The following is a 23,904-nucleotide window of genomic DNA, read 5'->3' as shown; positions in this document are numbered from 1 at the left end:
TTTCCAACGTCAGTTCTATACTTGGCGCCTACAATAAGTGATTCGGGAGCTTGACGATGTTTGCTCTCATGCACAGCAACCGCCTTGAATCGCTGCACCTGAGCATCGACCCGGTGACCGGGTTGAGGGCGATCATTGCTATCCACAGCAGTCGCCGGGGTCCCGCCCTGGGCGGTTGCCGCTACCTGGCTTACCCCGACGACGAAAGTGCCGTGGCGGATGCTGCGCGCCTGGCCCAGGGCATGAGCTACAAGGCCGCCTTGGCTGGTTTGCCGGTGGGCGGCGGCAATGCGGTGATCATTCGCCCCGCGCATGTGGAAAGTCGGGCAGCCCTGTTCGAAGCGTTTGGTCGTTGTATCGAGCAGTTGGACGGTCGCTACGTCACCGCCATTGATAGCGGTACCTCAGTGGCCGACATGGATTGTATTGCCCAGCAAACCCGTTTCGTCACCAGCACTTCTGCGGCGGGTGACCCCTCGCCTCACGCGGCCATGGGCGTATTTGCCGGCATCCGCACCACCGCCATGGCTCGCCTCGGCAGCGATAACCTGGAAGGTTTGCGCGTGGCGATCCAAGGCCTGGGGAATGTCGGTTTTGCCCTGGCTGAACAACTGCACGCCGCAGGCGCCGAATTGCTGGTGAGTGACATCGACCACGGTAAAGTGCAGTTGGCCATGGAACAGTTGGGCGCCCATCCGATTGCCAACGATGCCTTGCTCAGCACTCCCTGCGACATTCTCGCGCCTTGCGGCCTGGGCGCGGTGCTCAATCGCCAAAGTGTCGGCCAGTTACGTTGCGCAGCGGTAGCCGGTTCCGCCAGCGCGCAACTGACTCATCTGCAAGTGGCCGATCAGTTGGAAGGGCGGGGCATTCTCTACGCGCCGGACTACGTCATCAATTCCGGCGGCCTGATCTACGTCGCCCTCAAGCACGGCGGCGCGGAACTCGCCACCATCACCGCTCATCTGTCGAATATCGGCGCGCGTCTGACTGAGATTTTTGCCCACGCCCAGGCTGAAAAACGCTCACCCGCCAGGGTTGCCGATGAATTGGCGGAACGCTTGTTGTATCCGCCGTCGGACAGCGTGTAAATCGCGTGGTTTGGGGGCGCGGAACAACGCTAAAGACACTCGGACGAGTGAATGATGGCGTCATTGATGTATTCAAATAAATACTTTTGCCGTGGGTTGGTTTTGGATGTTAAGCGCGTGGGGCGGGGGTTGGCCGCTCACTTTGCCGGTATCCCCGACAGGCGCAGATGCAGATTCATAAGGCCACTATCCCGGCTGTTTTTTCCGTTTGCTATTACGTTCATTGTCCACCATACCCAAGGTGTGCTGATGAAAAGTGAGCGTGCTCGTCCTGCAGCGATGATGCACAGGAGAGGACAATATGAAAGGCAAGGCCAAGCCAATTACCCAGCCCGAGTGGTGCCCTGCCAGGGAGCAAAGTAACGAATTATTCAGAGAAGCTGACCGTCTTGATGACAAGGCCTATCAGCTTCTGAGCATCACACCCATTTCCGCGGAAACCGCCCAGAAGTTTCATGAGGCCAAAAACGCGGCGCGAGCCAAGTATCTTGAGGCCAGAAAAGCCTGGAACGATGCCAAGACAGAGCCTTGATAAGCCTGGTATCGCCTGCACTCCGGCAGGTTGGAAAACTTCAGAGTTCAAGAGGCCATGATGAACAGTAGTTTCGGTGGACGATTAAAAGAAATACGTCGCACTTTTCGGCTTTCTCAGCATGAATTTGGTGCACTCGGTGGCGTCGCAACGAATGCGCAAGGGAAGTATGAGAACGATAGCAGGCAGCCAAGGTCTGGTTACCTTGTGGCCATTTGGCGTCGAGGCGTCGATGTGCTTTATGTGCTTACCGGAGAGCGAACGGCTTCGAGCGCATACCCGCTGGTCGAAAGCGAAATTGCGCTGGTCGAAAACTACCGCAGATTGAACCCAACCGATCAGCGTACCGTCTCCATGATCCTCTCAACACTTCTGATCGACTCACAGTAACCTTTAATTTCCGCCCCTCTAAAGGCATAGCCGGCAACCTATCGGTTAAAGCCATTCTTGCAACATTCAAATGTTCACCTCCAGCATGCATCTGTTTGCTTGCGGGCTTACGCCATTAAGGATTAATAGCCGTGCGTCTTTCCAGTTTCTTGATCAGTCATATCGAGCCGATCCTTCAAGAGTGGGAGAACTTCGCGCGAACAATCCGTACGGATTGCTCACCGTTGGACTCCGTTGGATTGCGCGATCATGCCGAACTCATGTTGCGGGCGATTGCCGAGGATCTTCAATGCTATCAGTCGGTGCGCCAGCAGATCGAAAAGTCCAAGGGACTGGTTGCCACGTAAGACGAATCGGCAGCACACCTGCATGCGATTACGCGACTGATGGCGGGTTTACGGTAGAACAATTGGCCTCCGAATTCCGTGCGTTGCGTGCCAGCGTGATCAACCACTGGATGAAGTAAGTCAAGGCGGGCGAGGAATTTGAAGTGGATGACATGATCCGTTTCAACGAAGCGATTGATCAGGTGCTTGCGGAGTCGATAAGCAGCTACGCAGCCGCTGTGCAGGCTTCCCGGGATGTGTTCCTGGTCGTGCTGGGTCACGATTTGCGCACGCCGTTGAACGCGATCCCGATGGGGGCGGATGTTCTTCTACGCATTGTGGGAGATCTGTTGGATTTCACTCGATCACACTTGGGGCGCGGGATTCCCGTCAACCGTGTATCAATCGACATCGCACCGGTCTTCGAACGGATCGTCGATGAGTCACGCGCTGTCTATCCAGATGCCAACATTGTGGTGATGAAGACTGAATATGCCGAAGGTGAGTTCGACAGTGCGCGCTTGGAGCAGGTTTTCTCAAACGGAAAATGGACCTTACGCCAGTCTGGGCCTGGGCTTGTTTATCGTTGATCAAATAGCGAGCGCTCACGAAGGCAGCATCGAGGTCGCATCCGACCCTGAGCGGGGAACGACATTCAGGGTCGAAATTGCACTGAAAGTCTCTTCGACAATGTGACACCGGGAGGTCTCGGCCGAGTTTGACAGGAGGCTCGCAAGCCACAGTGTTCCTGAAGGATCACTGTGGCTGAATCCGAGCGTGATTATCGGGCGACCACGGGCACACTGCTGCGGCGCAGGACCAGGACACCGCTAATCGCGGCGAGGATCGAACCGATCAACACCCCGACTTTGACTTCATCAATCAAATGAGCGGAACCGGCGAAGGCCAGGTTGCCAATGAACAAGCTCATGGTGAAGCCAATCCCGCACAGCAGGGCGACGCCGTAAAGCTGTAGCCAGCTGCTGCCTTCCGGCAACTTGGCCATGCCGAGGCGAATGGCCAAGGCCGCCAATAGAAAAATACCGATCTGTTTGCCGAGCAACAGGCCCAGCGCTACGCCCAGCGGAACCGGATCGACCAGGTTCGCCAAGGAGATACCGGACAGTGAGACACCGGCGTTGGCGAAGCCAAAAATCGGTACCACCGCGAACGCTACCCAAAAATGCAGTTTCTCTTCGAGGAAGAGCAAGGGCGAACGCGCCTCTTCCTCAGGCCTGCCCATCGGCACGCATAAGGCTACGGCGACTCCCGCCAGCGTGGCGTGCACACCCGATTGCAGCACGAAAAACCACAATACGCCCCCGACCAGGAGATAGGGAAAGAGACGTCTTACACCCAGTCGATTCATTGCAATCAGAACCAGCAGTGTCGCAAGCGAGGCCAGCAACATCGGCATGGAGAGTCCCGATGTGTAGAAAAAGGCGATGATCACCACTGCGCCAAGGTCGTCAATGATTGCCAGGGCCGCGAGGAATACCTTCAGCGAAGTCGGGACCCGTTTGCCCAGCAATGACAGCACGCCCAGCGCGAACGCGATGTCGGTAGCGGCTGGAATCGCCCATCCACCCAATGTCTCGGGATTACCCCAGTTGATGGCGACGTAGATCAACGCCGGGACCACCATGCCGCCCAAGGCACCGAACCCCGGCAAGGCACGTTGGCCCCAGGTGGAAAGTCCGCCTGCAAGCACTTCTCTCTTGATTTCGAGGCCGACCATCAGAAAGAAGATCGCCATCAGGCCATCATTCACCCAATGTTCGACAGACATGCCCAGCCAGACAACACGCAAGGCATCGAAGTACGTCTGGGAGAGCGGCGAGTTAGCCACAATCAAGGCCGCCAGCGCTGCGCCCATCAGTACCAGTCCTCCCGCGGATTCCGACGACAGGAAGCGGGCCAGAATGGCGGCAGCTCTAGGGGTTTCGACTTTAGCTTGATGCTTGCTCATCAGCGTCCTTAAGGGAGTCCCAAAGGTCAGATATTAACATCTGACCGCCTGATTGAACGGCTTGAAACAATTGGTATTCAAGCCGCCAGCCACTCAATTACCGGCGGGACTGATGGTTCTGGAACGGGCTCTAGACCTTCTTCATGTCGCGTATCGGCTATTTTTCCCAGATTTTTATCGAATATCCCGGCCAGACTGCTCACTGCTTGGTACCATCCAGCACACTTGTATGAAGATTTAATGTCAGAAAGGGATTTTTCGTGAGCGTTATCCATCACTGGTTACGACAACCTTATGCGCGCCTCATCGCGCTGATCGGGCTGGTTCTGGTCGTGCCTGTTGGCCTGCGGGCAGCTTTGGGTTGGTCGAATCCTCTCGGGTTCCTTTCAGATGTGGGCATGGCGAGCCTGCTCATCGTATTGCTGCATCGTCGTCCGTGGTGGTTAGCGCTTCCCGTGTTAGTGGCCTGGAGCCTTATGACGCTGGCGACTGCCGAGTTGGTCAGTGCGGTCGGCAGGCTGCCTACCCCTTCGGACTTGCATTACCTGATCGATCCCCAGTTTATAGAAAACTCCACCGGTGCTGGTTTCGCCCATCCGTGGCTGGCCGTCAGCCTTTGCCTTGGACTGGTGGTTTGGCTGATGACGCTGTGGCTGGGGCGTTCCACCTCGCCGCCAAGCTTGCCTGGACGTGCGCTGGCGTTGCCGCTCGTGCTGTTGATCGCCCATTGGGGGGCTCAGCACCTGTCGCCCTCCGATGAAAATGAATGGCGTTTGTTCAATCTCCCGCATCAACTGCTGTCCGCCAGCGTCGGCAGCGTGCAACTGCGCGCGCAAGAGTGGTTGGAGGACGACGTTGTCGATGTTCCTCCACGCATGGCGGGGCTTACTCGACTCGACCTGAACGGCGAGAAATTGCTCCCGGCACCGGGAACGGCGCGCAATGTGTTGATCATCGCGTTGGAAGGCATCCCTGGCGCCTACGTGGGGGTTAACCGGCAGGCCCTGAACAAGCGCTATCAGGAAAACCTCATGCCCAATCTCAGTCGCTGGGCCGAACGCGGAATGAATACCCCGGACTATGTGCTGCACAGCCATCAGACCATTCGTGGTTTGTACGCAATGCTGTGCGGCGATTACGACAAGTTGGACAACGGTACGCCCAAGGGGGTCGAAATGCTGACCCAGAACGAGCGCAACCAGGCATGCCTGCCGGCCCAGTTGCGCAAAAACGGGTTCGCCACTCACTACCTTCAAGGTGCGGGCCTGCGCTTCATGGCCAAAGACAAAATCATGCCGCACATCGGTTTCGACGCCACCCATGGCCTGGAATGGTTCACCAACAGTAACTATCTGGAATTTCCCTGGGGCAAAGACGACAAGGCGTTCTTCGAAGGGGCGCTGGATTACGTCGGCCAGCTGAAAAAACAGAAAAAACCCTGGATGCTGACGCTGCTGACCGTGGGTACCCACCAGCCCTATTCGGCTCCTGACGATTACTTGCAGCGCTACGACAACCCCAAGCAGGCGGCGGTCGCTTATCTGGATGACGCTCTTGGGCAATTCCTCGACGGACTGGAGCGCAAGGGGGTTTTGAAAGATACCCTCGTGGTGATCACCTCGGACGAATCCCACGGCATAGAAGGTGTACGCCTGGCGTCCTCCTGGGGTTTCAACCTGATGCTGGCGCCCGAGCAGCGTCAGTTGCCCAGGCTCAAGTCCGGGGTCTACGGTCATGTTGATCTGAGTGCTTCGATACTCGACTACTTTGCCTTGCCAGTTCCTTCAGCCTTGAGTGGTCGCTCGTTGTTCCGTGACTATGAAAAGGGACGCGAGATCATGTCGTTCACCAACGGCAAGCTTCGTTATCACGATGGCAAGGGCACGTTCACCGAATGCGACTTTCAACAGCGCTGTCGGTATTACGCCAGCGAAGGTTTCATCGCCGAGCGCGCGACATGGCTTGGCCAGTACGGTGGTAAACGCGCCCGGGAAATCACCGCCAGGGCGACGGCGCTGGATCATTCGTTGCTCCGGTCGCCGTTGAATCAGCACTTTCAGTTCGGCAGCCCGGCGATTATTCCGCTGCAGGCGCAGATCAAGGATGACTGGGCCGATAATCTTATCGGTGCCCAGTACCTGGAAATGCCCAAGGGCTCGCACACTCGCGTACGCCTGACGGTGCGTTCGGTAGATCCACTGCGCGACGCGCATGTGCAGCTCAAGGCCAAGGAGATGGAGCAGGAGGTCCAGTTGGGCCTGCCCGATGAAATGATCGTTACCGCCGATCGACCGCTGGAAATGGAATTCAGCTTTGCCAATCCGCAATCGCGCAAGGCGTTCTCGTTCCATCTGCTGGGCTACGGCTCGGGCGCCGTGGAAGTGAGCGATTTCAGTGTGATAACCGAGTTGTCGGAAGCGCCCGAGGAGCACGAGGAAACCCTGGTCGACATCAGTGCCCATTCCGGCTAGACGTAAGGTACGGGTTTCACCCGGCCATACCCCAGGCGAAGAGTGCTCGACGAGCATCTTTATGTACCAAGGCTCGAACTTAGGGGCGCACCCGAGCAGTGTTCAAAAGCACATGAGTCCCCTTGGACTATGTGCGCCCTCCAATGGAGAAAATCATCTGCAGGCTATTCGGCGCTCGACTCGGTGAGTTCCGCCAAGGCACCGACGTTATTCTTGAACGCTGCGGCGAATACCGCGCGGTTTTTTGCCATATAGATACTGGCATCTTCAGCCTGCTTTTCTGTCAGGCCTGCAACGTTTTTCAGCAAGACGTCGGTCAATGATTCTGCCAATTCGAGCATCTGGTCATGCGCATCCGCTAGCTTACGATCCACGAATGTAGTCTCCAGGTCGCGGGTACTGCGATACAGGGTTTCAACAGCCATTTTTGGCCTCGTCATCAGGTGCAGTATTAAGGGGCGTCATCCCCGTTTTTGCGTGTGAAAACACATCATCGATTTTTCGATTACTGTATTTATATACAGCTAAAAGCATAAGCCAATCCACGGGCTTTGGGTAGCAGCTTTTTAATGTAGCCGGAAAATGGGGTTTGTCGCCTGTCCGGTTGCCGCAGCCATGAAGCCCCCCGAGGCAGAAAAGTGTCTCATATCACCCAGCCATCATCTTAGTCTGCAATCCCTGGCCTTTTTTCTGCATGCACAGATAGCGTCACGCCGCACGGGCACTATCCGCTCGGGGCGTAGGCACGATTAGAAGTTGGTTGATATTTATACAATGGTGGTGAGTGATGACAGAAATGAGATGGGCTGAAAAGCTGCGCAGGAGTTTGCACGCGAACGCGGATTCGCTGGGTAACCTGGCGGTGGAGGCGTTTCACTACTTGGCGCTTTTTGGCATTGGAGCGATCACTGCTTATGCGGCGGTCCTGACTTTTATTGAAATGCTCCAGAAAGGCGGGATCAGCGTTGACGATATCCTGCTGTTGTTTATCTACCTGGAATTGGGGGCAATGGTCGGTATCTATTTCAAGACCAACCACATGCCTATCCGCTTCCTGCTTTACGTCGCCATCACCGCATTGACCCGTTTGCTGATCGGTGACGTGTCCCACCACAATGCCCCGGACCTGGGGATCATTTACCTGTGTGGCGGGATCCTGTTGCTGGCGTTCGCGATCCTGGTGGTGCGATTCGCCTCTTCACGTTATCCGTCGGTCAAGGAAAAGTCGGAATAGTGAGTCAGGCTCCGGCGCTCGTCTGTGGCGGGCTGCCGGGAGAGCGCTGCAAAAGCTTGTGGTTGTCGCCATCGGTCATCATCGCCAGGATCTCCATGGCGCTGTGCCCTTGTTCAATCGCGATGCCGAATTGCACGCTTTGCACCAGGCGCTTGAGGCGTTGCGGATCGTTGCGTTGTTCGGCGCTGATCATGCGCTTGGCGACGACGCCGCTGTCGTCGGAGAGGGTCAACATGATGCTGCCGTCCAGACGCTGAATGCTCAGGTTGACCCGATATTTGGGCGTGAACGTGTCAGTGATGGTCTGAAAAGGATTGTCCATGGTGCGTTACCGCCTGATATGAGCATGCAGTCATTGACGACCCGTATCGGAATTAGTTCGTGTTGCCCGATCACCGGCCATCCCCCGCTGAGGTTTTCACAACGTCCGTTTTCCTCCTCAGCGGTAGAGCAAGGGGCGTGCCGTATAGCGCGTGGCCCTGTGGTTGCGGGGCAAAAAAAGGCGGACGCTGAGGTCCGCCTTTTTCCGGATGATCCGTTTCAGGGCGCAAGCGAGAAAATGCTCGCACACAGCGCAGCCCGTCCAGTCAGCACTCCACCCAGCTGACCGCCAGGCCGCCCCGTGAAGTTTCTTTGTATTTGTCATGCATGTCGGCACCGGTATCGCGCATGGTGCGGATCACCCGGTCGAGGGAAATGAAGTGTTTGCCGTCTCCGCGCAGGGCCATTTGCGTGGCGTTGATGGCTTTGACGGCGGCGATCGCATTGCGCTCGATGCACGGCACCTGAACCAGGCCGCCCACCGGGTCACAGGTCAGGCCGAGGTTGTGCTCCAGGCCGATTTCGGCGGCGTTTTCCAGTTGCTCCGGGGTGGCCCCGAGGATGTCGGCCAGGCCGGCAGCGGCCATCGCGCAGGCGGAGCCGACTTCACCCTGGCAACCGACTTCGGCACCGGAAATCGAAGCGTTTTTCTTGCATAAAATACCGACGGCCGCCGCAGCGAGGAAGAAATTGACCACGTCGTCGTCAGACGCGTCGGTGTTGAATTTCATATAGTAATGCAGCACCGCCGGAATGATGCCCGCTGCGCCATTGGTTGGAGCGGTGACCATCCGCCCGCCAGCGGCGTTTTCTTCGTTGACGGCGAGGGCGAACAGGTTGACCCATTCCATGGCGGAAAGGGTCGAGGTGATGACATTCGGCTTGCCGATTTCCAGCAGGCTTCGGTGCAACTTTGCCGCACGGCGCGGCACCTCCAGGCCACCTGGCAAGATGCCTTCGTCTCGCAGGCCTTGCTCAACGCATTCGCGCATCACCGACCAGATATGCAGCAGGCCGCTGCGAATCTCTTCGTCACTGCGCCAGGCCCGCTCGTTGGCCATCATTAACTCTGAAACTCGCAGGCCGTGCTTGTTGCACAAGGCCAGCAGTTCGGCGGCGCTGGAAAAGTCATAAGGCAATTCGACATCGCTTGCCGTGGCGCTACCCGCGGCGGCTTCGGCCGCATCGATGATGAAACCACCGCCCACCGAATAGTAAGTTTGCTCGCTCAGCAGGCCGTTTTCGCCGTAGGCGTGCAAGGACATGGCGTTGGGGTGGTAAGGCAGGCTCTCGTCCAGCAGCAGGAGGTCTTGTTGCCAGTTGAAGGCAATTTCTACTTTGCCCGCGAGCAGTAACAGGCCGGACTCGCGCACTCGCTGGATGCGCGGACCCATTGAGGACGGGTCCAGCCGATCTGGCCATTCGCCCATCAAGCCCATCACGCACGCACGGTCGGTCGCGTGACCCACCCCGGTGGCGGAAAGCGAGCCGTACAAGCGGATTTCCACTCGTCGGATGTGTTCCAGCAGTTGCTGGGCGGCCAGGGCCTCGGCGAAGATTGCCGCAGCCCGCATGGGACCCACGGTATGGGAGCTGGATGGGCCGATGCCCACCTTGAATAGATCAAAAACACTGATAGCCATGCTAAAGCCTTGCAAGCAATGGAGTAGGAATCGCTGCCATTTTTTGTAGGATCAGCGCAATTGGCGCGATACTGACCCTCTCGTTCGGCGCTGACCAACGAATTATCCTAAGACACCCTTTAGCAGGACTAAACGCTATGGCTCGCCCGCTTCACGCCCAGACCTACGTCTGGCTGCACGTATTTGCCTGCGCCGCCCGGCATTTATCCTTCACCCGTTGCGCGGAGGAGTTGCATATCACTCCGGGAGCGGTCAGCCAGCAGATCCGCCAATTGGAGGAGCGCCTGGGCTTTCGCCTGTTTCATCGGCGTGCGCGTGGGGTCGAGCTGAGTGCCGAGGGACAGCGGTTGGCAACCACCGTGAGTGAGGCCTACGGCAGCATTGATGCCGAGCTGCGGCGGCTGGATGCCGGGATGATCAGCGGCACCTTGCGTCTGCGTTCCATTCCTTCATTTCTGGGTAAATGGCTGACGCCGCGCCTGCCGCGCTTGCAGCAACGTTTCCCGGATATCCAACTGCGGCTGGTGGCTGAAGACAGCAGTATTGCCCTGCACGAGGGCGACTTCGATCTGGCGATTGATCTTAACGATGGCAGCTATCCCGGACTGTTATCCACGGCATTGTTGGATGAGCAGATTTTTCCGGTTTGCGCGCCGAGCCTGTTGCGCGGTCGTCCGCCGCTCCACGGTCCGGCGGACCTGGTGCATTTCCCACTGCTGCACGACATTACCGCCTGGCGCGGGAGTTATGAATACGCAGAGTGGGAGTTTTACCTGAATGCCATTGGCTACGATGGCGCGGATGTCCGGCGCGGGCACACCTTCAATCGCAATCACCTCACTATCGAGGCGGCCATTGCTGGCATGGGCGTGGCGATTGCCAGGCGCACCTTGCTCAATGACGAACTGGAACGCGGGACCTTGATCGTGCCGTTCGGCCTGGCAGTCCCCAATCACAAGCGCTACGTGCTGCTGTATGCGCCGGGCGGGCTGAGTCATCCTGGCGTGCGGGCGGTGCACGACTGGCTGGTGGAGGAGGCAGGGATTTTTCGCGGATTGCACCCGTTGGGAGAGGGGCAATTGTAAGAAGTCTTGTCTGTGAGAGCCTGTACGTAACTCCCGACGATAACAGCGCTTTTGACCATTGTCAGGCTTAATTTGCGATGTGCAGTTTATCTTTGCAGGGGGCTTGAATTGTTTAGCTGTCTGCCCAATTGTGTAATCAAGAGGTCATGGTTTCACCGTACCGGTGATGCAGTTGTGACTTCTCGCGAGCTAGCTGAAATAAGGGAAGAACTATGCAAATCCAAGTCAATAGCGATAACCATATTGAAAGCAGCATCCGACTGGAGGAGTGGGTACGTACTACTATTGAGAGCACGCTTGAACATTATGAGGAAGACCTGACCCGCGTTGAGGTCTACCTGCGGGATGAGAACGGCGACAAGCCTGGTCCCCACGATTTAAGTTGCCGACTGGAAGCACGGCCAAAGGGCCATCAACCGATTTCGGTCATTCATAAAGCCGACACCCTGGAACAGGCGATTGACGGGGCGGCCACCAAGCTGGATAACGCGCTGGATCATCTGTTTGGCAAACTGCAAGGCAAGCCTCGCGCTGCCAAAAGCGCGCCAAGCAATAAAGTCGATGATGCCGGCCTTGAAGAGGAATTTCTGGAAAACGAGCAGGCTGCGCTTAACAGCTGACAGCTGATCCTTTTTTCAACCCCCAAGAAACGGGCCTGCTGATGCAGGCCCGTTTTGCTTTACAGGTGCGGGCAAGTCTCGGGCGTTAGAATTCCACCGACGTCTGCACATACACCGTACGCGGTTCGCCCACGTATTTACCCTTGTTGTTGTCGTCAAACGAGCGGGTGTAGTACTGGGTGTTGAAGATGTTTTTGATGCCTACTGCGACATTCAAGTCCGACAACTGCGGTCCGAAATCATAGGCCACGCGAGTGCTGAACAGGCTGTAGCCGGGAATGCGCCCGGTACTGCCGTCAGCGCTTTCGGCCCGGGTGTTGGCGTTGTCGGCGAACTGGCTGCTCTGGTAAGTGCTGTCCAGATTCAACTTCCATGCGCCTTCGGTGTAGCCGATGCCCAGCGTGCCTTTGTGTTTGGAGGAAAAGGGCGCACGGTTGCCTTTGTTCGGTCCATCCTCGCGGATCGTGGCGTCAACGTAAGCGTAGCTGGCGTGCACATCAACACCGGCGAGGGCCGGGCTTAAGCCATCGAGGGCGTAGTTGAGGCTGGTCTCGATGCCTTGGTGGCGGGTTTCGCCCCGCGCTATCACCGAGTCGTTGGTCTGGTTACTTTCGTACTGGTTGTCGAAGTTGATCAGGAATGCGCCGATCTCTGCACGCAAGGTGCCATTGTCATAGCGCGTGCCCAGCTCCCAGGTGCGGGCCTTCTCCGGTTTGACTTCGCCGCTGCTCACGCGATTGGGCATCTGGCTGTACTGCACGCTGCCGAAGGATCCTTCAGTGTTGGCATACAGATTCCAATCGTCGGTCAGGTGATAGAGCACGTTCAATGCTGGCAAGGCGGTGTTGTAATCGCCCTTGTATTTGACGTTGCTCAGTTTGTTGGCCTGCTGGGATTTGATCATTTCGTAGCGGATTCCCGGTGTCAGGGTCCACTTGCCGATATCAATCCGGTCGTCGATGAAGAACGCGTTGGCCCCGGTGCCGCCACGGGTGTCGCGGTCATTGCGGCTGTCGGTAGTGGGAATTTGCTGGTTGGCGGTTATCGGCGTGCGGTAGCGCAATTCATGGCCGGCTTCGTTGATGTAACGGTAGCCGACACCCACCTCGTGGCTGGTCGGGCCAAGGTCAAAACCCTGGGCGAAACGGGTTTCGAGGCCGCGCACCCAATACTCGCGTGGCGACAGCGAAAGGAACGAACCCTGGTTCAGATAGCCGCTGCGCAAGGTCTTGGTGAAGAAGCTGTTGACGGTGAATTCCCGGCGGTCGTGATGGTAGCGATAGCCCAGGTTGAACATCGTGCGGCGGCCCCAGAATTTGTCGTAGGGGCGAGTGGACTGATACGGATCGGCCTTGTAGTCCGCCGCACTCAAGCCGCCGGGCATATCGGCCTGTCCTTCGTAGTACTGAGCCATGGCGTTGAAGCTGTTGGCGTCGTCCAGTTGGTAATGACCCTTGAGAATCAGGTCGTCGATCTGCGTGTCGCTGTGTTCGCGCCAATCGCCGCCACGGGTGCCGGAATACAGCAGCGCGCCGCCCAGTCCGTTGTCCGCAGTGCCGCCCGCCAGCAGGTTGCCGGTCGTCTTGAAACCATCGTGGCTGGAGGACGGGCTGGTCTCGGTCTGCACGCCGCCCTTGACCGTGGGTTCATCGGGAATCGCCCGGGTGACGAAATTGACGATGCCGCCGACGTTCTGCGGGCCATAACGTACGGCGCCGCCGCCGCGCACCACATCCACCGCATCCATGTTGCCCATGCTGATCGGCGCGAACGACAGTTGTGGTTGGCCGTACGGCGCGAAGGGCACCGGGATCCCGTCCATCAATACCGTCGAACGCGAGGCCAGGCGTGGGTTGAGCCCGCGAATGCCAAAGTTCAGCGCCATGTCGTGGCTGCCGGTACCGTTATTTTCCGGCGCATTGACACCCGGAATGCGATTGAGCACATCGCGGGCCTGAGTGGCGCCTTGGCGTTCGAACGCCTCGCGACGGATCACATCACGTCCGCCGGGGTGTTCGAAGACGTTGGTTTGTGCAGCATCGCCCAGCCAGTCACCGACCACGGTGGACGTCCCCAGCCCCAGCGTGGCGGGGGCATTCAGCGGTTGCAGGCTGTAGGCGTTGTCACCCTCGGGGCGGGCTTGCAAGCCGCTGCCTTTGAGCAGCGCGTTCAATCCCTCTTCAGTGCTGTAGTGACCTGTCAAGCCTGGGCTTTGCGCGCCAGCGGTCACTTCGGAGCCAAAGGAAATCAGCACACCGGCTTCGCGGCCAAATTGATTCAATGCGGCTTCCAGCGAAGACGGTGCGATCTGATAGGCCTTGGTCTCGGCTGCCGAGGCATGGGGCAGGGCGCTGAAGCTGAGACTGGCGCCCAGCAGCAGGTGGCGCAGCGTGCGGGCAAGTGGCGTCAGACGGGTCGGTTGCTGGGGCATGAAGAACGTTCCTGGGAAGGTAAAGGCATGGTGGCTTTCCTTCTCTGTCACGCCAGGTGTGGAAAACAGCTCACGGTGGTGAAAAAGTAAATCAGACCCGCGCTTCGACGCTGACCCAGTAGCGGGTAAAACGCCGCACTTTTACCGGCAGGCTGATTTCCAGCAGGTCGAGAATGCGTTCGCTGTCGTCCAGTGGATAGCTGCCGGAGATCAGCAGGTCGGCCACCTGCGAAGCGCAATGCAGTTGGCCCCGGCGATAGCGACTCAATTCGTCGAGGAAGTCCGCCAGGCGCATATGCGATGCCACCAGCATGCCGTCAACCCAGGCGCCGGTGCCGACGTCGGTGGCGCGCGGTGTGTCCCAGCCCTTGCGAGTGAAGTTCACTTGTCGGGACTTTTCCAGGGGCAGCGCCAAGCCGCTATAGACGTTGGGGGTTATCTCGACCTGCCCCTCCAATACGGCCACTTGGGTGTGATCGCTGAACTGGCGCACATTCACCTGCGCGCCCCGCGTGTTAAGCAGTCCCTGGTCGGTGATGATCTGCAGCGGTTTGTGTGCCCTGAGCAATATCTCGCCGTCGAGCAGGTGAATCAGGCGCTGCGAACCCTCGAACTGCACCTCCACTGCGCTGGCGGTATTGAGTTGCAGTTGACTGCCATCTGCCAACTGCACCTTGCGTCGCTGGCCGACGGGGCTGCGATAGTCGGCGCTCAGCGGTGGGATCAGATGGTGTTGACGCAAGCCCCAGGTTGCCGCGCCACCGGCGCCTAGGATAAGCAGCAGCTTGAGCGCGTGGCGTCGACTGTTGGATGTCGGTGCATTCAATGCCGCGTGGGCCAGCGGCGAAGGTAGTGCGCGCAAGCGCTGGTTGACCCGTTGCATATGTTCCCAGGCTCGCTGATGTTCGCTGTGGGCGTCCAGCCATTGTTGCCAGTTGGCCTGTTGACGCGGGTCGAGCGGGCCTTGCTGCATTTCCATCAGCCAATGCACGGCTTGCTCGGCGACGCGGGTCGAGAAATTCGCGGCAGGATTCATAGGGCGAAATAGCAGCGCATGGCCGCTTTGTTCAGATGACGCTTGACGGTGGCGATGGAGATGCCCAGTTCGGCACCGATTTGTGCGTAGGTCAGGCCGTCGAGTTGCGATAGCAGGAAGGCGCGCTTGACCTGTAGCGGCAAGCCGTCGAGCAGTTGATCCAGCTCCGTCAGGGTTTGCAGGATGATCGCCCGCTCTTCTTCCGACGGCGCGAACCGTTCGGGCATTTGCGCCAGAACATCGAGGTAGGCGCGCTCCAGATCCTGGCGGCGGTAATGGTTGAACAACACGCGCTTGGCGATGGTGGTCAGGAAGGCGCGGGGTTCGATCAGCGTTGGCGTTTCACGTGCGCTCAGGACCCGGATGAACGTGTCCTGGGCTAGGTCGGCGGCACTTTGCGGGCAGCCGAGCTTGCCTCGCAACCAGCCGGTGAGCCAGTGGTGATGGTCGTGATAAAGCACTTCGACGGTAGTGGACGGCCGCATCTGTACGCTTCAGATAACGAGAATTGTTCGCATTGTAGAGGGCGCGGGCAGTATTCGGCAATCCGCACGGCAACCATGGGTCCTGCTCATTCGTTCTCTTTTGCTTATGAGAATATTTATCATTAGACTCGCGTTCCTGATGAACCTGGCGCCGCGGGCATGAAAAACAAACCATCACTTCCACTTTCCTATCGCCTCGCCGTGGCTTCGCGGGTCCTGGCGGCTGTTGTCGGTGGTTATCTGCTGGCGTCTCTGGCCAGTGTCTGTATGAGCTTATGGTTGCCGTTGTCCCGCGCCGATGCGGTGATCAGCGGCATGTTGAGTTCGTTCGTGTTCTATCTGCTGGCTGTGATCTGGTGCTTTGCCTGCCGCACAGCCACGCGCGCTTGGTTCGGGGTGCTGGTGCCGAGTGCCGTATTGGCAACCCTGGCAGGCTTGGCCTATTGGATGACTCGACCATGAAAGCAGGTTTCCGCCAGGCGATGGCCTGGTTACACACGTGGGCCGGGTTGATTTTCGGCTGGCTGTTGTTCGCGATTTTCCTGACCGGCACCCTGGCCTATTTCAACGACGAAATTACCCACTGGATGCAGCCGGAAGTGCCGGTCCGTACGGTCGACGATGCCCGCAGCCTGGCGATGGCCCAGGCTTATTTGCAGCAACATGCACCCACCGCCGCCCGCTGGTTCATTAATTTGCCCACGCGTCGCGATCCCGGCTTGTCGGTGATGTGGCAAGACAAAATCGATCCGGGCAAGCGCGGCAATTTCAGCGAAAAACTCATCGACCCGCTTACCGGCGAGCAAGTCCAGGCCCGGGAAAGCCGTGGCGGCGATTTCTTCTACCGCTTTCACTTCCAGTTGCAGATGCCGCATCCCTGGGGCCGCTGGCTGTCGACGATTGCTGCGATGGTGATGTTTGTCGCGTTGATCAGCGGGATCATTACCCACAAGAAAATTTTCAAGGACTTCTTCACCTTCCGCCCGCGCAAGGGCCAGCGTTCCTGGCTCGACGGGCATAACGCGGTGGGTGTGCTGGTGTTGCCGTTTCACCTGATGATCACCTACAGCAGTCTGGTGATCTTCATGATGCTGGTCATGCCCGCCAGCATTCTCGCGTCCTACGACGGCGATACCCGGGCCTTTTTCAATGATGTGGTGCCGTCCAGCAACAAGATGCCGGCGCTTGGCCAACCGGGGACGTTGTTGCCCCTGGGGCCGCTGGTTGAACAGGCGAAAGCACAGTGGGACGGAGGGCAGATCGGACGGCTGGCGGTGAATAATCCCAGCGACGTGAATGCTTCGGTCAATGTGTTCCGCGCCGGCTCCGATCGGGTGGTGCATGACTTTGGCAGCACCGTGTCCTTCAACGGCACCACCGGGGAAATGCTCAGTGTCAGCGCCGGGCAGTCCATGCCGATGGCCATCAGCGGCAGTTTTTACGGTTTGCACATGGGCCATTTCGCTGGCCCGGTGTTGCGCTGGTTGTACTTTATCTGTGGCCTGGCGAGCACGGCGTTGATCGGCACCGGGCTGGTGATCTGGCTGGGTAAGCGCCAGCTCGAACATGCGAAAAACGGCGTGATGCCGTTTGAGTTGCGACTGGTGGAAGTGTTGAACATAGCCAGCATGTCCGGGCTGGTGATCGCAGTCGCGGGGTTTTTCTGGGCCAATCGCCTATTGCCCGCAAGTTTCGCCGAGCGTTCGGGCTGGGAAGTACAGAGCTTCTTTATCGCTTGGGGACTGACGTTGTTACACGCCATGCTGCGGCGCGGTCGTCGGGCCTGGATCGAACAACTGAGTCTTGGCGCCTTGCTGTTTGCGGGGGTGCCGTTGCTCAACGCACTGACCACCTCGGAGCACCTGGGCGTGACCCTGGCCAAAGGTGATTGGAGCATGGCCGGCTTTGACCTGACCTGCCTTGGCAGCGGGGCATTCCTCGCCTGGGCTGCCTGGAAAATGCGCCAGCGCCGCGTCGCCCAATCCAAGACCGAGCGCCCCCAGGCGTTGGCCCTCAAAGGCGAGGTGAACTGATGCTGTTGGCCCTGTTGCTGTGTTACGCCGGTTTTACCGCCTTGTGTTTGTCCATGGACCGTCACCACGGCGCGTTGCTGCACAGTAAGCCTTCACCCCGTCGGCGCCTGGGTTTGCGCGTGGGGGGTTGGGTGCTGCTGCTGGTGTCGATCTGGCCGGCGGTGCACATGGCCGGTTGGAGCCGGGGGCTGGTGGATTGGTGTGCGGTGCTGATGCTCAGCGCGTTATTGCTGGTGTGGCTGTTGCCATATCGGCCGAGGCTGGCCTTGATCCTGGCCAGTGTCGGCCTGCTGGTCAGCCCGGTTGCGGCCTTCGCGGTTATCTGAGCGGACCTTGATGATCAACACGCCTCCCGACTCCCCGGATCCACGTCACGCCGAAGCGTCGGGCGGACGTGCGCATTTCCTGCAAGTGTTCTTGTCCCAGCGTTCGCAGATGGAGGCGTTGGTCAGTCGGCGTGTGGGATGCCGGGCGACGGCAGCGGATCTGGTGCAAGATCTGTTTTTACGTTTTTGGCGCCGGCCACTGGTACACGTCGAAGAGCTCAGCACCTACCTGTTGCGCTGCGCCGGGAATATCGCCATCGATCACTTGCGCAGTGAAGGCGCGCGGGTGCGAGGCACTGAAAGCTGGTTGCCCGAGCAGCAGCATCATTACGGTTCAGAACCCCAGGCGGCGCTGGAGGCCGGTAACGATTTGCGGCACGTCGAAGCCGCCTTGCGCAGTTTGCCCGAGCGCACACGGCAGATTTTTTTGCTCAACCGCATTCACGGTCGTAAATACGCAGAGATCGCCAAGGCCATGGGGCTGTCCCAAAGCGCCGTGGAAAAACATATGATGCGCGCCCTTGAAGCCTGCAAAGCCAGCCTTCGTGAACCCTGCGTGCCACGCTCGCCAGGGAAAGCACCGTGATCAACACTGACCCCGTCACCCCGACGCCCGCTCAGGAACAGACCGCCTTGGGCTGGCTCAGCCTGCTCCACGATCAGCCCAGCAGTGGCGACCAGGCCGCCTTCAGTCGCTGGCTGCGCGCCGACCCCGCGCATGTCGAGGCGTACGCCCAGGCCCAAGTGCTATGGGAATTGAGCGAAGTGCCAGCGAGCAAACTGGCGGATGAAGATGCCTTGGCCCTGGAGGGTTACTTGAACGCCATGCACGCGGAGAAACGTACCCGTGCGCGCCGCTGGCCTGCCGCCATGGCCATGGCCGCGTGTCTGTTGCTGATGGTTTCGGTGGGGGCGGGCTGGCAACCGCAACGCTGGCTCGATGACCTGGGCGCTGATTACGTCACTGCGCCGGGGGAAATCAGAACCGTGACCCTGGCGGATCAAAGTCAAGTCACCCTGGATGCCGACAGCGCCATTGCGGTGGATTTCCGTCACGGTGAGCGCCATATCCAACTGCGCCGTGGCGCGGGCTTTTTCAACGTGACGCCTACCGGCGAATCCTTTGTGGTACACGCCGGCAGTGGCGAGGCGCGGGTGCTGGGTACGCAATTTGAAGTGCGTCTGCAGCCGGCTGGCGCGGAGGTGACGGTGTTGTCCGGGCGGGTCGGCGTCACGCCATCCCGGCACGGTGCTCGACAAATCCTCGGCGCCGGCCAGCAGGTGGCCTACGCCGACGGTCGCGCCGAGACCCTGCAGGCTGTGGACAGCGAGTCGCGGCTGGCCTGGCGCGACGGCTGGCTCAACTATTACAAAACGCCGTTGGTCGACGTGATCAATGACCTTGGACGCTATTACCCCGGTCGCATCCTGCTGCTCAATGATGAGCTCGGCGCCCGTCGGGTCAGCGGCAGCTTCCCGAGCAAAGACCCGCAGGCGGTACTCAACGCACTGCAAGCGGTGCTCGGCTTTGACCAGCACAGTGTGCTGGGCCGGGTGATCGTGGTGCGCTAAAGCGTAGGTTGAACGGCACTCTTCAAAATAATTTCAAGATTGTGCTGAGGTAAACCCAAGGTTCAACCGTGTAGTGCTTGAAACTGCGATCAATTCGCATTAACAGCGTTCTCCACACGGGTTCTCAAGCATGAAGTCCAGGGCAAAGTCAGCGGCAGGCGGTTCGGTTAAACAGTGGCTCGGTGCTTCGTTCCTGACCATGTGCGCGCCCGTGTTGTTGCCCCTCAGCGTGGCGCAGGCGGCAGAGACGCAACAGCAAAGCGCGTTATTCAGTTTCGCACTCCAGGCCAAACCGTTGCCGCAAGCATTGAGTGATTTCAGCCGCGTGACCGGTATCAGCGTGGTCTACACCGACGAAACGCCCTACGACCTCAAGGCCCCGGCGGTCAGCGGGCGAATGAGCGCGACCCAGGCCATGCAGCGGTTACTGGGCAACTCCGGCTTTACCTTCCGCCAGATCGACGCCCGCACCCTGGCCCTCGAACCGCTACCCAGCGCTGGCGCGCTGAACCTTGGTGCCACCACCATCAGCGCGGTCAACCCACAGCAGGACAGCACCAGCTATCAGCCGCCGCCGACCAGTTCGGTGATGCGCTCCCAGGGCCTGCTGCTGGAAACGCCGCAGACCGTCAATGTGGTGCCGGCCCAAGTGATGCGTGACCAACTGCCGCGTAACCTGGATGACGCCTTGAACAACATCAGCGGCATTACCCAGTCCAACACCCTGGGCAGCACCCAGGACGCGGTAATGTTGCGCGGATTTGGTGGCAACCGTAACGGCTCGGTCATGCGTGACGGCATGCCGGTGGTGCAGGGCCGGGCGCTGAACGAAAGCGCCGAACGGGTCGAAGTGCTCAAGGGCCCGGCGTCGCTGCTGTACGGCATCCAGGACCCAGGCGGGGTGATCAACATTGTCAGCAAGAAGCCCGAGCTGACCCCATCCACCGCGCTCACCGTGCGCGGTTCAACCTTTGGCGACGGCAAGCACGGCAGTGGCGGTAACCTCGACACCACCGGTCCGATGGGTGACAGCGGCCTGGCCTATCGTCTGATCCTCGACCACACCGATGAAGATTACTGGCGCAACTTCGGCACTTACCGTGAAAGCCTGATCGCACCGTCCATTGCCTGGTACGGCGACAACACGCAGTTGCTCCTTGCCTACGAGCATCGTGAATTTCTCTCGCCGTTCGACCGTGGCACGGCCATCGATCCGAAGACCAATCATCCGCTCGACATCCCGGCCACACGCCGTCTGGACGAGCCTTTCAATAACATGGAAGGGCGTTCCGACCTGTATCGCGTGGAAGTCGATCATGAATTGAATGACGACTGGAAAGCCCACTTCGGCTACAGCTGGAACCGCGAAACCTACGATGCCAGCCAGGTGCGCGTGAGCAAGGTCAACAAAGACGGCACCTTGACGCGCAGCATGGATGGCACCCAGGGCGCCCTGACCACCGACCGCTTCACCACGGTCAGTCTTGAGGGCAAGGTGGACGTGGCTGGCATGCGCCATGACCTGGTGTTCGGCGTGGATGACGAGTACCGCAAAATCCACCGCGCCGACCTGATCCGCCAGGCCAGCCGCAGTACTTTCAGCTACACCGATCCGGTCTATGGCCGCGAAGTGGCGGGTAGCACCGTCAGCGCGCCGGACAGCAACCAGACTGATCTGTTGCGCAGTGATTCGGTGTTCTTCCAGGACGCTATTCATCTCACCGAGCAGTGGATTCTGGTGGGCGGCGCGCGTTTCCAGATGTACGACCAATACGCCGGCAAGGGCCGCCCGTTCACCGCCAACACCGACAGCAATGGCCAGAAATGGGTGCCCCGCGCCGGCCTGGTGTATCGCTATACCGACGCGTTGTCGTTCTATGGCAGCTACACCGAGTCCTTCAAACCCAACTCCACCATCGCCCCACTGGACAACAAAACGGTGATCGACGGCAGCATCGACCCGGAACAGTCCAAGTCCTGGGAGCTGGGAGCCAAGCTCGATATGCCGGGTCGCATCACCGCCAGCGCGGCGTTATTTGATATCCACAAGCGCAATGTGCTGGTGTCTATCGGCGAAGGCGCGACATCGGTCTACAGCGTGGCCGGCAAGGTGCGCTCGCGTGGACTGGAGATGGACCTGACCGGGCAACTGAGCGACCAGTGGAGCCTGATCGGCAGCTACGCCTACACCGATGCCGAAGTGACCGAGGACCCGGCGTATAAGGGCAAGCGTCTGCAGAACGTGGCGAAAAATTCCGGCTCAGTGTCGGCGGTATATGACTTCGGCACGCTAGTCGGCGGCGACCAACTGCGGATCGGCGCCGGTGCCCGGTATGTCGGCGAACGTGCCGGCGATGCCCTCAATAGCTTCGACTTGCCGGGCTACACCGTGGCGGATGCCTTCGCCACCTATGACACGCGGATCGAAGGACAGAAGGTCAAGTTTCAGTTCAACGTGAAAAATCTCTTCGATCGCACCTACTACACCTCGGCCGCCAGCCGCCTGTTTGTGTCCATGGGGGATGCGCGACAGGTCTCGGTCTCGAGCACTCTGGAGTTCTGACGAGGCTTGAATGGCGAAACCCGGCAATGACGTTGGCGGCCTGAGCTGCTAGCGTTGCGGTTTTGATGATTGCCAAGGAACACTGATGCGGTTGGGACAATGGATACACACCGGCGCACTGCTGGTGGGCTTGGGGCTGTTGTTGGGTGGTTGCGCCACGACGTCGAACACCACCGGACAGGCGTTGGACCAATTGCTGGCAGACCCGGCCCTGGCTGGCGCCAGTGTCTCGTTGATGGTGCGCGATGCCCGCACTGGCAGCACCTTGTACCAGCACAATCCACGCACGCGGCTGATTCCGGCCTCTAGCCTGAAACTGCTGACTACCGCTGCGGCGATGGATGTGTTGGGGCCGCAGTATCGGTTCTCCACGCAACTGTTGAGTGACGGCAGCCGCCAGGGTGAGCGTTTGCTGGGCAACCTGTACCTGCGCGGCCTGGGCGATCCGACCATTCAGTGGGCGGATTACCAGGCGCTGGCGGCGAACCTGGCGGGGCAGGGCATCCGGCACGTCCAGGGCGACCTGGTGTTCGATGACACATTTTTCGATGCCGAGCGTCTGGGCCTCGACTGGGCCCATGACGACGAGGACAAGTACTACGGCGCGCAGATTTCGGCGCTGACCGTGTCACCCAATGCGGATTTTGATGCGGGCACCCTGACCGTTACGGCCAGGGCGCCGCTGGCGGTCGGTCAACCCGTGAGTGTCACCATCAGCCCCGCTACCGATTACGTGCAGGTCAACAACCGGGCGGTCAGCGGTGCGGGCAACAGCTTCGGACTCAATCGCCAGCACGGCACTAACCTGTTGCGCCTCAGCGGCGCGCTGAAGCCGGGCACGCAAAGTCGCCAATGGGTCAGCGTATGGGAGCCGACGCAACTGGTGGCCAATCTGTTTGAACAGGCATTGGCCGAGCAGGGCATCACCGTTCAGGGCAAGCGTGTGATTGGCGGTGTCAGTCCGGCGACGGCGAGCGTGTTGGCGGAACACCAATCGGCACCCTTGCAGGAACTGATCAGGCCATTGCTCAAATTGTCCAACAACAGTATGGCCGAAGCGCTGCTCAAGGCCATGGGTCGCAAGCAGGCGAATGTCGGCACAGCCACTGCAGGTGTCGCGGCAGTTGCGGACTTCATGAAACGCCAGGGTCTGGACCCCGCGACGTTGAGCCAGGTAGATGGTTCCGGGCTGTCCCGGCGCAACCTGTTGTCGGCACAGAGTTTCACCGATCTGTTGCTGATGGTGAGCAAGCAGCCCTGGTTCAGCACCTGGCATGACGCGCTTCCCGTTGCCGGCAACCCGAAGCGCTTGATCGGCGGCAGCCTGCGTTATCGATTGCGGGAAACACCGGCGCAAAACAACCTGCATGCCAAGACGGGATCGATGGGCGGGGTCTCTTCATTGACCGGCTACATCACTGATGCCGGAGGGCGGCGGTTAGTGTTCTCGATGCTGACCAATAACTACGTGGTCGCAGGCGCGCGGATCAAAGCCCTGGAAGACCGATTGGTGATCGTCTTGTGTAGGAGCGAGGGGGGCGCCTAGACCTGGCTCGCCCTCGCTCCTACAGCATAGGTCTCTACACAACTTTCAGAAACTGACGAATTTCCCTGTGGCGAGCGGGCTTGTCCCGCGTTGGGCTGAAGCAGCCCTAAAACCAGCCGCTACGGAGTATCTGATACACCGCATTCGGCTTACTGGGACTGCTTCGCAGCCCAACGCGGGACAAGCCCGCTCGCCACAACAGCCCTATCTGTTTGGATTTAAGCGTTGAG

The 23,904-nt window shown here is 59.3% G+C and carries 21 protein-coding genes and 1 pseudogene; 15 read left to right on the top strand and 7 right to left on the bottom strand.

What is annotated here, in order from left to right; genetic code table 11:
• Positions 1 to 56 precede the first annotated feature (56 nt).
• The 4 genes and pseudogenes from BLU75_RS17870 to BLU75_RS17855 all read left to right on the top strand — a co-directional run bounded on the left by BLU75_RS17870 (position 57) and on the right by BLU75_RS17855 (position 3,035).
• Positions 57 to 1,091: a Leu/Phe/Val dehydrogenase gene (locus tag BLU75_RS17870; protein WP_084379914.1), complete on the top strand. Its 1,035-nt coding sequence runs from the start codon at positions 57 to 59 to the stop codon at positions 1,089 to 1,091.
• 301 nt (positions 1,092 to 1,392) lie between these two features.
• A complete protein-coding gene (locus tag BLU75_RS17865; protein ID WP_084379916.1) occupies positions 1,393 to 1,623 on the top strand; it encodes a hypothetical protein in 231 nt (76 codons plus the stop codon).
• A gap of 57 nt (positions 1,624 to 1,680) precedes the next feature.
• The gene (locus tag BLU75_RS17860; RefSeq protein ID WP_231982575.1) at positions 1,681 to 2,013 is read left to right on the top strand and encodes a helix-turn-helix domain-containing protein; all 333 of its coding nucleotides are present in this window, start codon (positions 1,681 to 1,683) and stop codon (positions 2,011 to 2,013) included.
• A 131-nt stretch (positions 2,014 to 2,144) separates the two neighbouring features.
• Positions 2,145 to 3,035 (top strand): annotated as a pseudogene (locus tag BLU75_RS17855) (ATP-binding protein).
• Positions 3,036 to 3,120: 85 nt separating this feature from the next.
• Here the strand turns inward: BLU75_RS17855 and nhaA are convergent.
• Positions 3,121 to 4,308: a Na+/H+ antiporter NhaA gene (nhaA, locus tag BLU75_RS17850; RefSeq protein ID WP_084379918.1), complete on the bottom strand. Its 1,188-nt coding sequence runs from the start codon at positions 4,306 to 4,308 to the stop codon at positions 3,121 to 3,123.
• Positions 4,309 to 4,568: 260 nt separating this feature from the next.
• On the opposite strand from nhaA, the gene BLU75_RS17845 reads away from it, so the two are divergent.
• Positions 4,569 to 6,779 (top strand): LTA synthase family protein, encoded by a 2,211-nt coding sequence (locus BLU75_RS17845; protein WP_084379919.1) that lies wholly within the window; start codon positions 4,569 to 4,571, stop codon positions 6,777 to 6,779.
• Between the two features lie 164 nt (positions 6,780 to 6,943).
• Here BLU75_RS17845 and BLU75_RS17840 read toward each other — a convergent pair whose 3' ends face one another.
• Entirely contained in the window at positions 6,944 to 7,204 is a 261-nt protein-coding gene (locus BLU75_RS17840; protein WP_090221518.1) for a YebG family protein, read from the bottom strand.
• Positions 7,205 to 7,566: 362 nt separating this feature from the next.
• On the opposite strand from BLU75_RS17840, the gene BLU75_RS17835 reads away from it, so the two are divergent.
• Positions 7,567 to 8,013 (top strand): phosphate-starvation-inducible protein PsiE, encoded by a 447-nt coding sequence (locus BLU75_RS17835; protein ID WP_084379922.1) that lies wholly within the window; start codon positions 7,567 to 7,569, stop codon positions 8,011 to 8,013.
• 4 nt (positions 8,014 to 8,017) lie between these two features.
• Here the strand turns inward: BLU75_RS17835 and BLU75_RS17830 are convergent, their stop codons facing one another.
• Positions 8,018 to 8,335, bottom strand: a complete 318-nt coding sequence (locus BLU75_RS17830; protein WP_084379924.1) for a DUF3509 domain-containing protein — start codon at positions 8,333 to 8,335, stop codon at positions 8,018 to 8,020.
• A 265-nt stretch (positions 8,336 to 8,600) separates the two neighbouring features.
• On the bottom strand, positions 8,601 to 9,977 hold the full coding sequence (locus BLU75_RS17825) for an L-serine ammonia-lyase (RefSeq protein ID WP_084379925.1): 1,377 nt from the start codon (positions 9,975 to 9,977) through the stop codon (positions 8,601 to 8,603).
• A 137-nt stretch (positions 9,978 to 10,114) separates the two neighbouring features.
• Here BLU75_RS17825 and BLU75_RS17820 point away from each other — a divergent pair, with 137 nt between their 5' ends.
• Positions 10,115 to 11,062: a LysR substrate-binding domain-containing protein gene (locus BLU75_RS17820; RefSeq protein WP_084379926.1), complete on the top strand. Its 948-nt coding sequence runs from the start codon at positions 10,115 to 10,117 to the stop codon at positions 11,060 to 11,062.
• Between the two features lie 212 nt (positions 11,063 to 11,274).
• On the top strand, positions 11,275 to 11,682 hold the full coding sequence (locus BLU75_RS17815; protein WP_084379927.1) for an HPF/RaiA family ribosome-associated protein: 408 nt from the start codon (positions 11,275 to 11,277) through the stop codon (positions 11,680 to 11,682).
• Between the two features lie 85 nt (positions 11,683 to 11,767).
• Here BLU75_RS17815 and fecA read toward each other — a convergent pair whose 3' ends face one another.
• The 3 genes from fecA to BLU75_RS17800 form a co-directional block, all read right to left on the bottom strand.
• Complete coding sequence (gene fecA / locus BLU75_RS17810) at positions 11,768 to 14,113, bottom strand: TonB-dependent Fe(3+) dicitrate receptor FecA (RefSeq protein WP_084379928.1); 2,346 nt, start codon at positions 14,111 to 14,113, stop codon at positions 11,768 to 11,770.
• A gap of 91 nt (positions 14,114 to 14,204) precedes the next feature.
• Positions 14,205 to 15,149 carry a FecR domain-containing protein gene (locus BLU75_RS17805; protein ID WP_084379930.1) on the bottom strand — a complete coding sequence of 315 codons (945 nt, stop codon included), beginning with the start codon at positions 15,147 to 15,149 and terminating at the stop codon, positions 14,205 to 14,207.
• Entirely contained in the window at positions 15,146 to 15,634 is a 489-nt protein-coding gene (locus BLU75_RS17800) for a sigma-70 family RNA polymerase sigma factor (protein WP_084379931.1), read from the bottom strand. The genes BLU75_RS17805 and BLU75_RS17800 overlap by 4 nt, the downstream gene beginning before the upstream one ends.
• Before the next feature lie 159 nt (positions 15,635 to 15,793).
• On the opposite strand from BLU75_RS17800, the gene BLU75_RS17795 reads away from it, so the two are divergent.
• The 7 genes from BLU75_RS17795 to dacB all read left to right on the top strand — a co-directional run bounded on the left by BLU75_RS17795 (position 15,794) and on the right by dacB (position 23,674).
• A complete protein-coding gene (locus BLU75_RS17795; protein WP_084379933.1) occupies positions 15,794 to 16,096 on the top strand; it encodes a DUF3649 domain-containing protein in 303 nt (100 codons plus the stop codon).
• A complete protein-coding gene (locus tag BLU75_RS17790; RefSeq protein ID WP_084379934.1) occupies positions 16,093 to 17,667 on the top strand; it encodes a PepSY-associated TM helix domain-containing protein in 1,575 nt (524 codons plus the stop codon). Before BLU75_RS17795 ends, BLU75_RS17790 begins: the two co-directional genes overlap by 4 nt.
• Positions 17,667 to 17,993 (top strand): DUF3325 domain-containing protein, encoded by a 327-nt coding sequence (locus tag BLU75_RS17785; protein WP_084379936.1) that lies wholly within the window; start codon positions 17,667 to 17,669, stop codon positions 17,991 to 17,993. The genes BLU75_RS17790 and BLU75_RS17785 overlap by 1 nt, the downstream gene beginning before the upstream one ends.
• Before the next feature lie 10 nt (positions 17,994 to 18,003).
• A complete protein-coding gene (locus tag BLU75_RS17780) occupies positions 18,004 to 18,579 on the top strand; it encodes an RNA polymerase sigma factor (RefSeq protein WP_090221517.1) in 576 nt (191 codons plus the stop codon).
• Entirely contained in the window at positions 18,576 to 19,565 is a 990-nt protein-coding gene (locus tag BLU75_RS17775) for a FecR family protein (RefSeq protein WP_084379939.1), read from the top strand. The genes BLU75_RS17780 and BLU75_RS17775 overlap by 4 nt, the downstream gene beginning before the upstream one ends.
• Before the next feature lie 130 nt (positions 19,566 to 19,695).
• Positions 19,696 to 22,128 carry a TonB-dependent siderophore receptor gene (locus BLU75_RS17770; RefSeq protein WP_084379941.1) on the top strand — a complete coding sequence of 811 codons (2,433 nt, stop codon included), beginning with the start codon at positions 19,696 to 19,698 and terminating at the stop codon, positions 22,126 to 22,128.
• An 85-nt stretch (positions 22,129 to 22,213) separates the two neighbouring features.
• A complete protein-coding gene (gene dacB / locus BLU75_RS17765; protein ID WP_084379943.1) occupies positions 22,214 to 23,674 on the top strand; it encodes a D-alanyl-D-alanine carboxypeptidase/D-alanyl-D-alanine endopeptidase in 1,461 nt (486 codons plus the stop codon).
• Positions 23,675 to 23,904: the final 230 nt, after the last annotated feature.

The sequence above is a fragment of the Pseudomonas mucidolens genome (assembly GCF_900106045.1).
Taxonomy (GTDB): Bacteria; Pseudomonadota; Gammaproteobacteria; order Pseudomonadales; family Pseudomonadaceae; genus Aquipseudomonas; species Aquipseudomonas mucidolens.
Note: the sequence above shows the minus strand (reverse complement) of the source record. Positions and strands in the feature narration are given on the sequence as shown.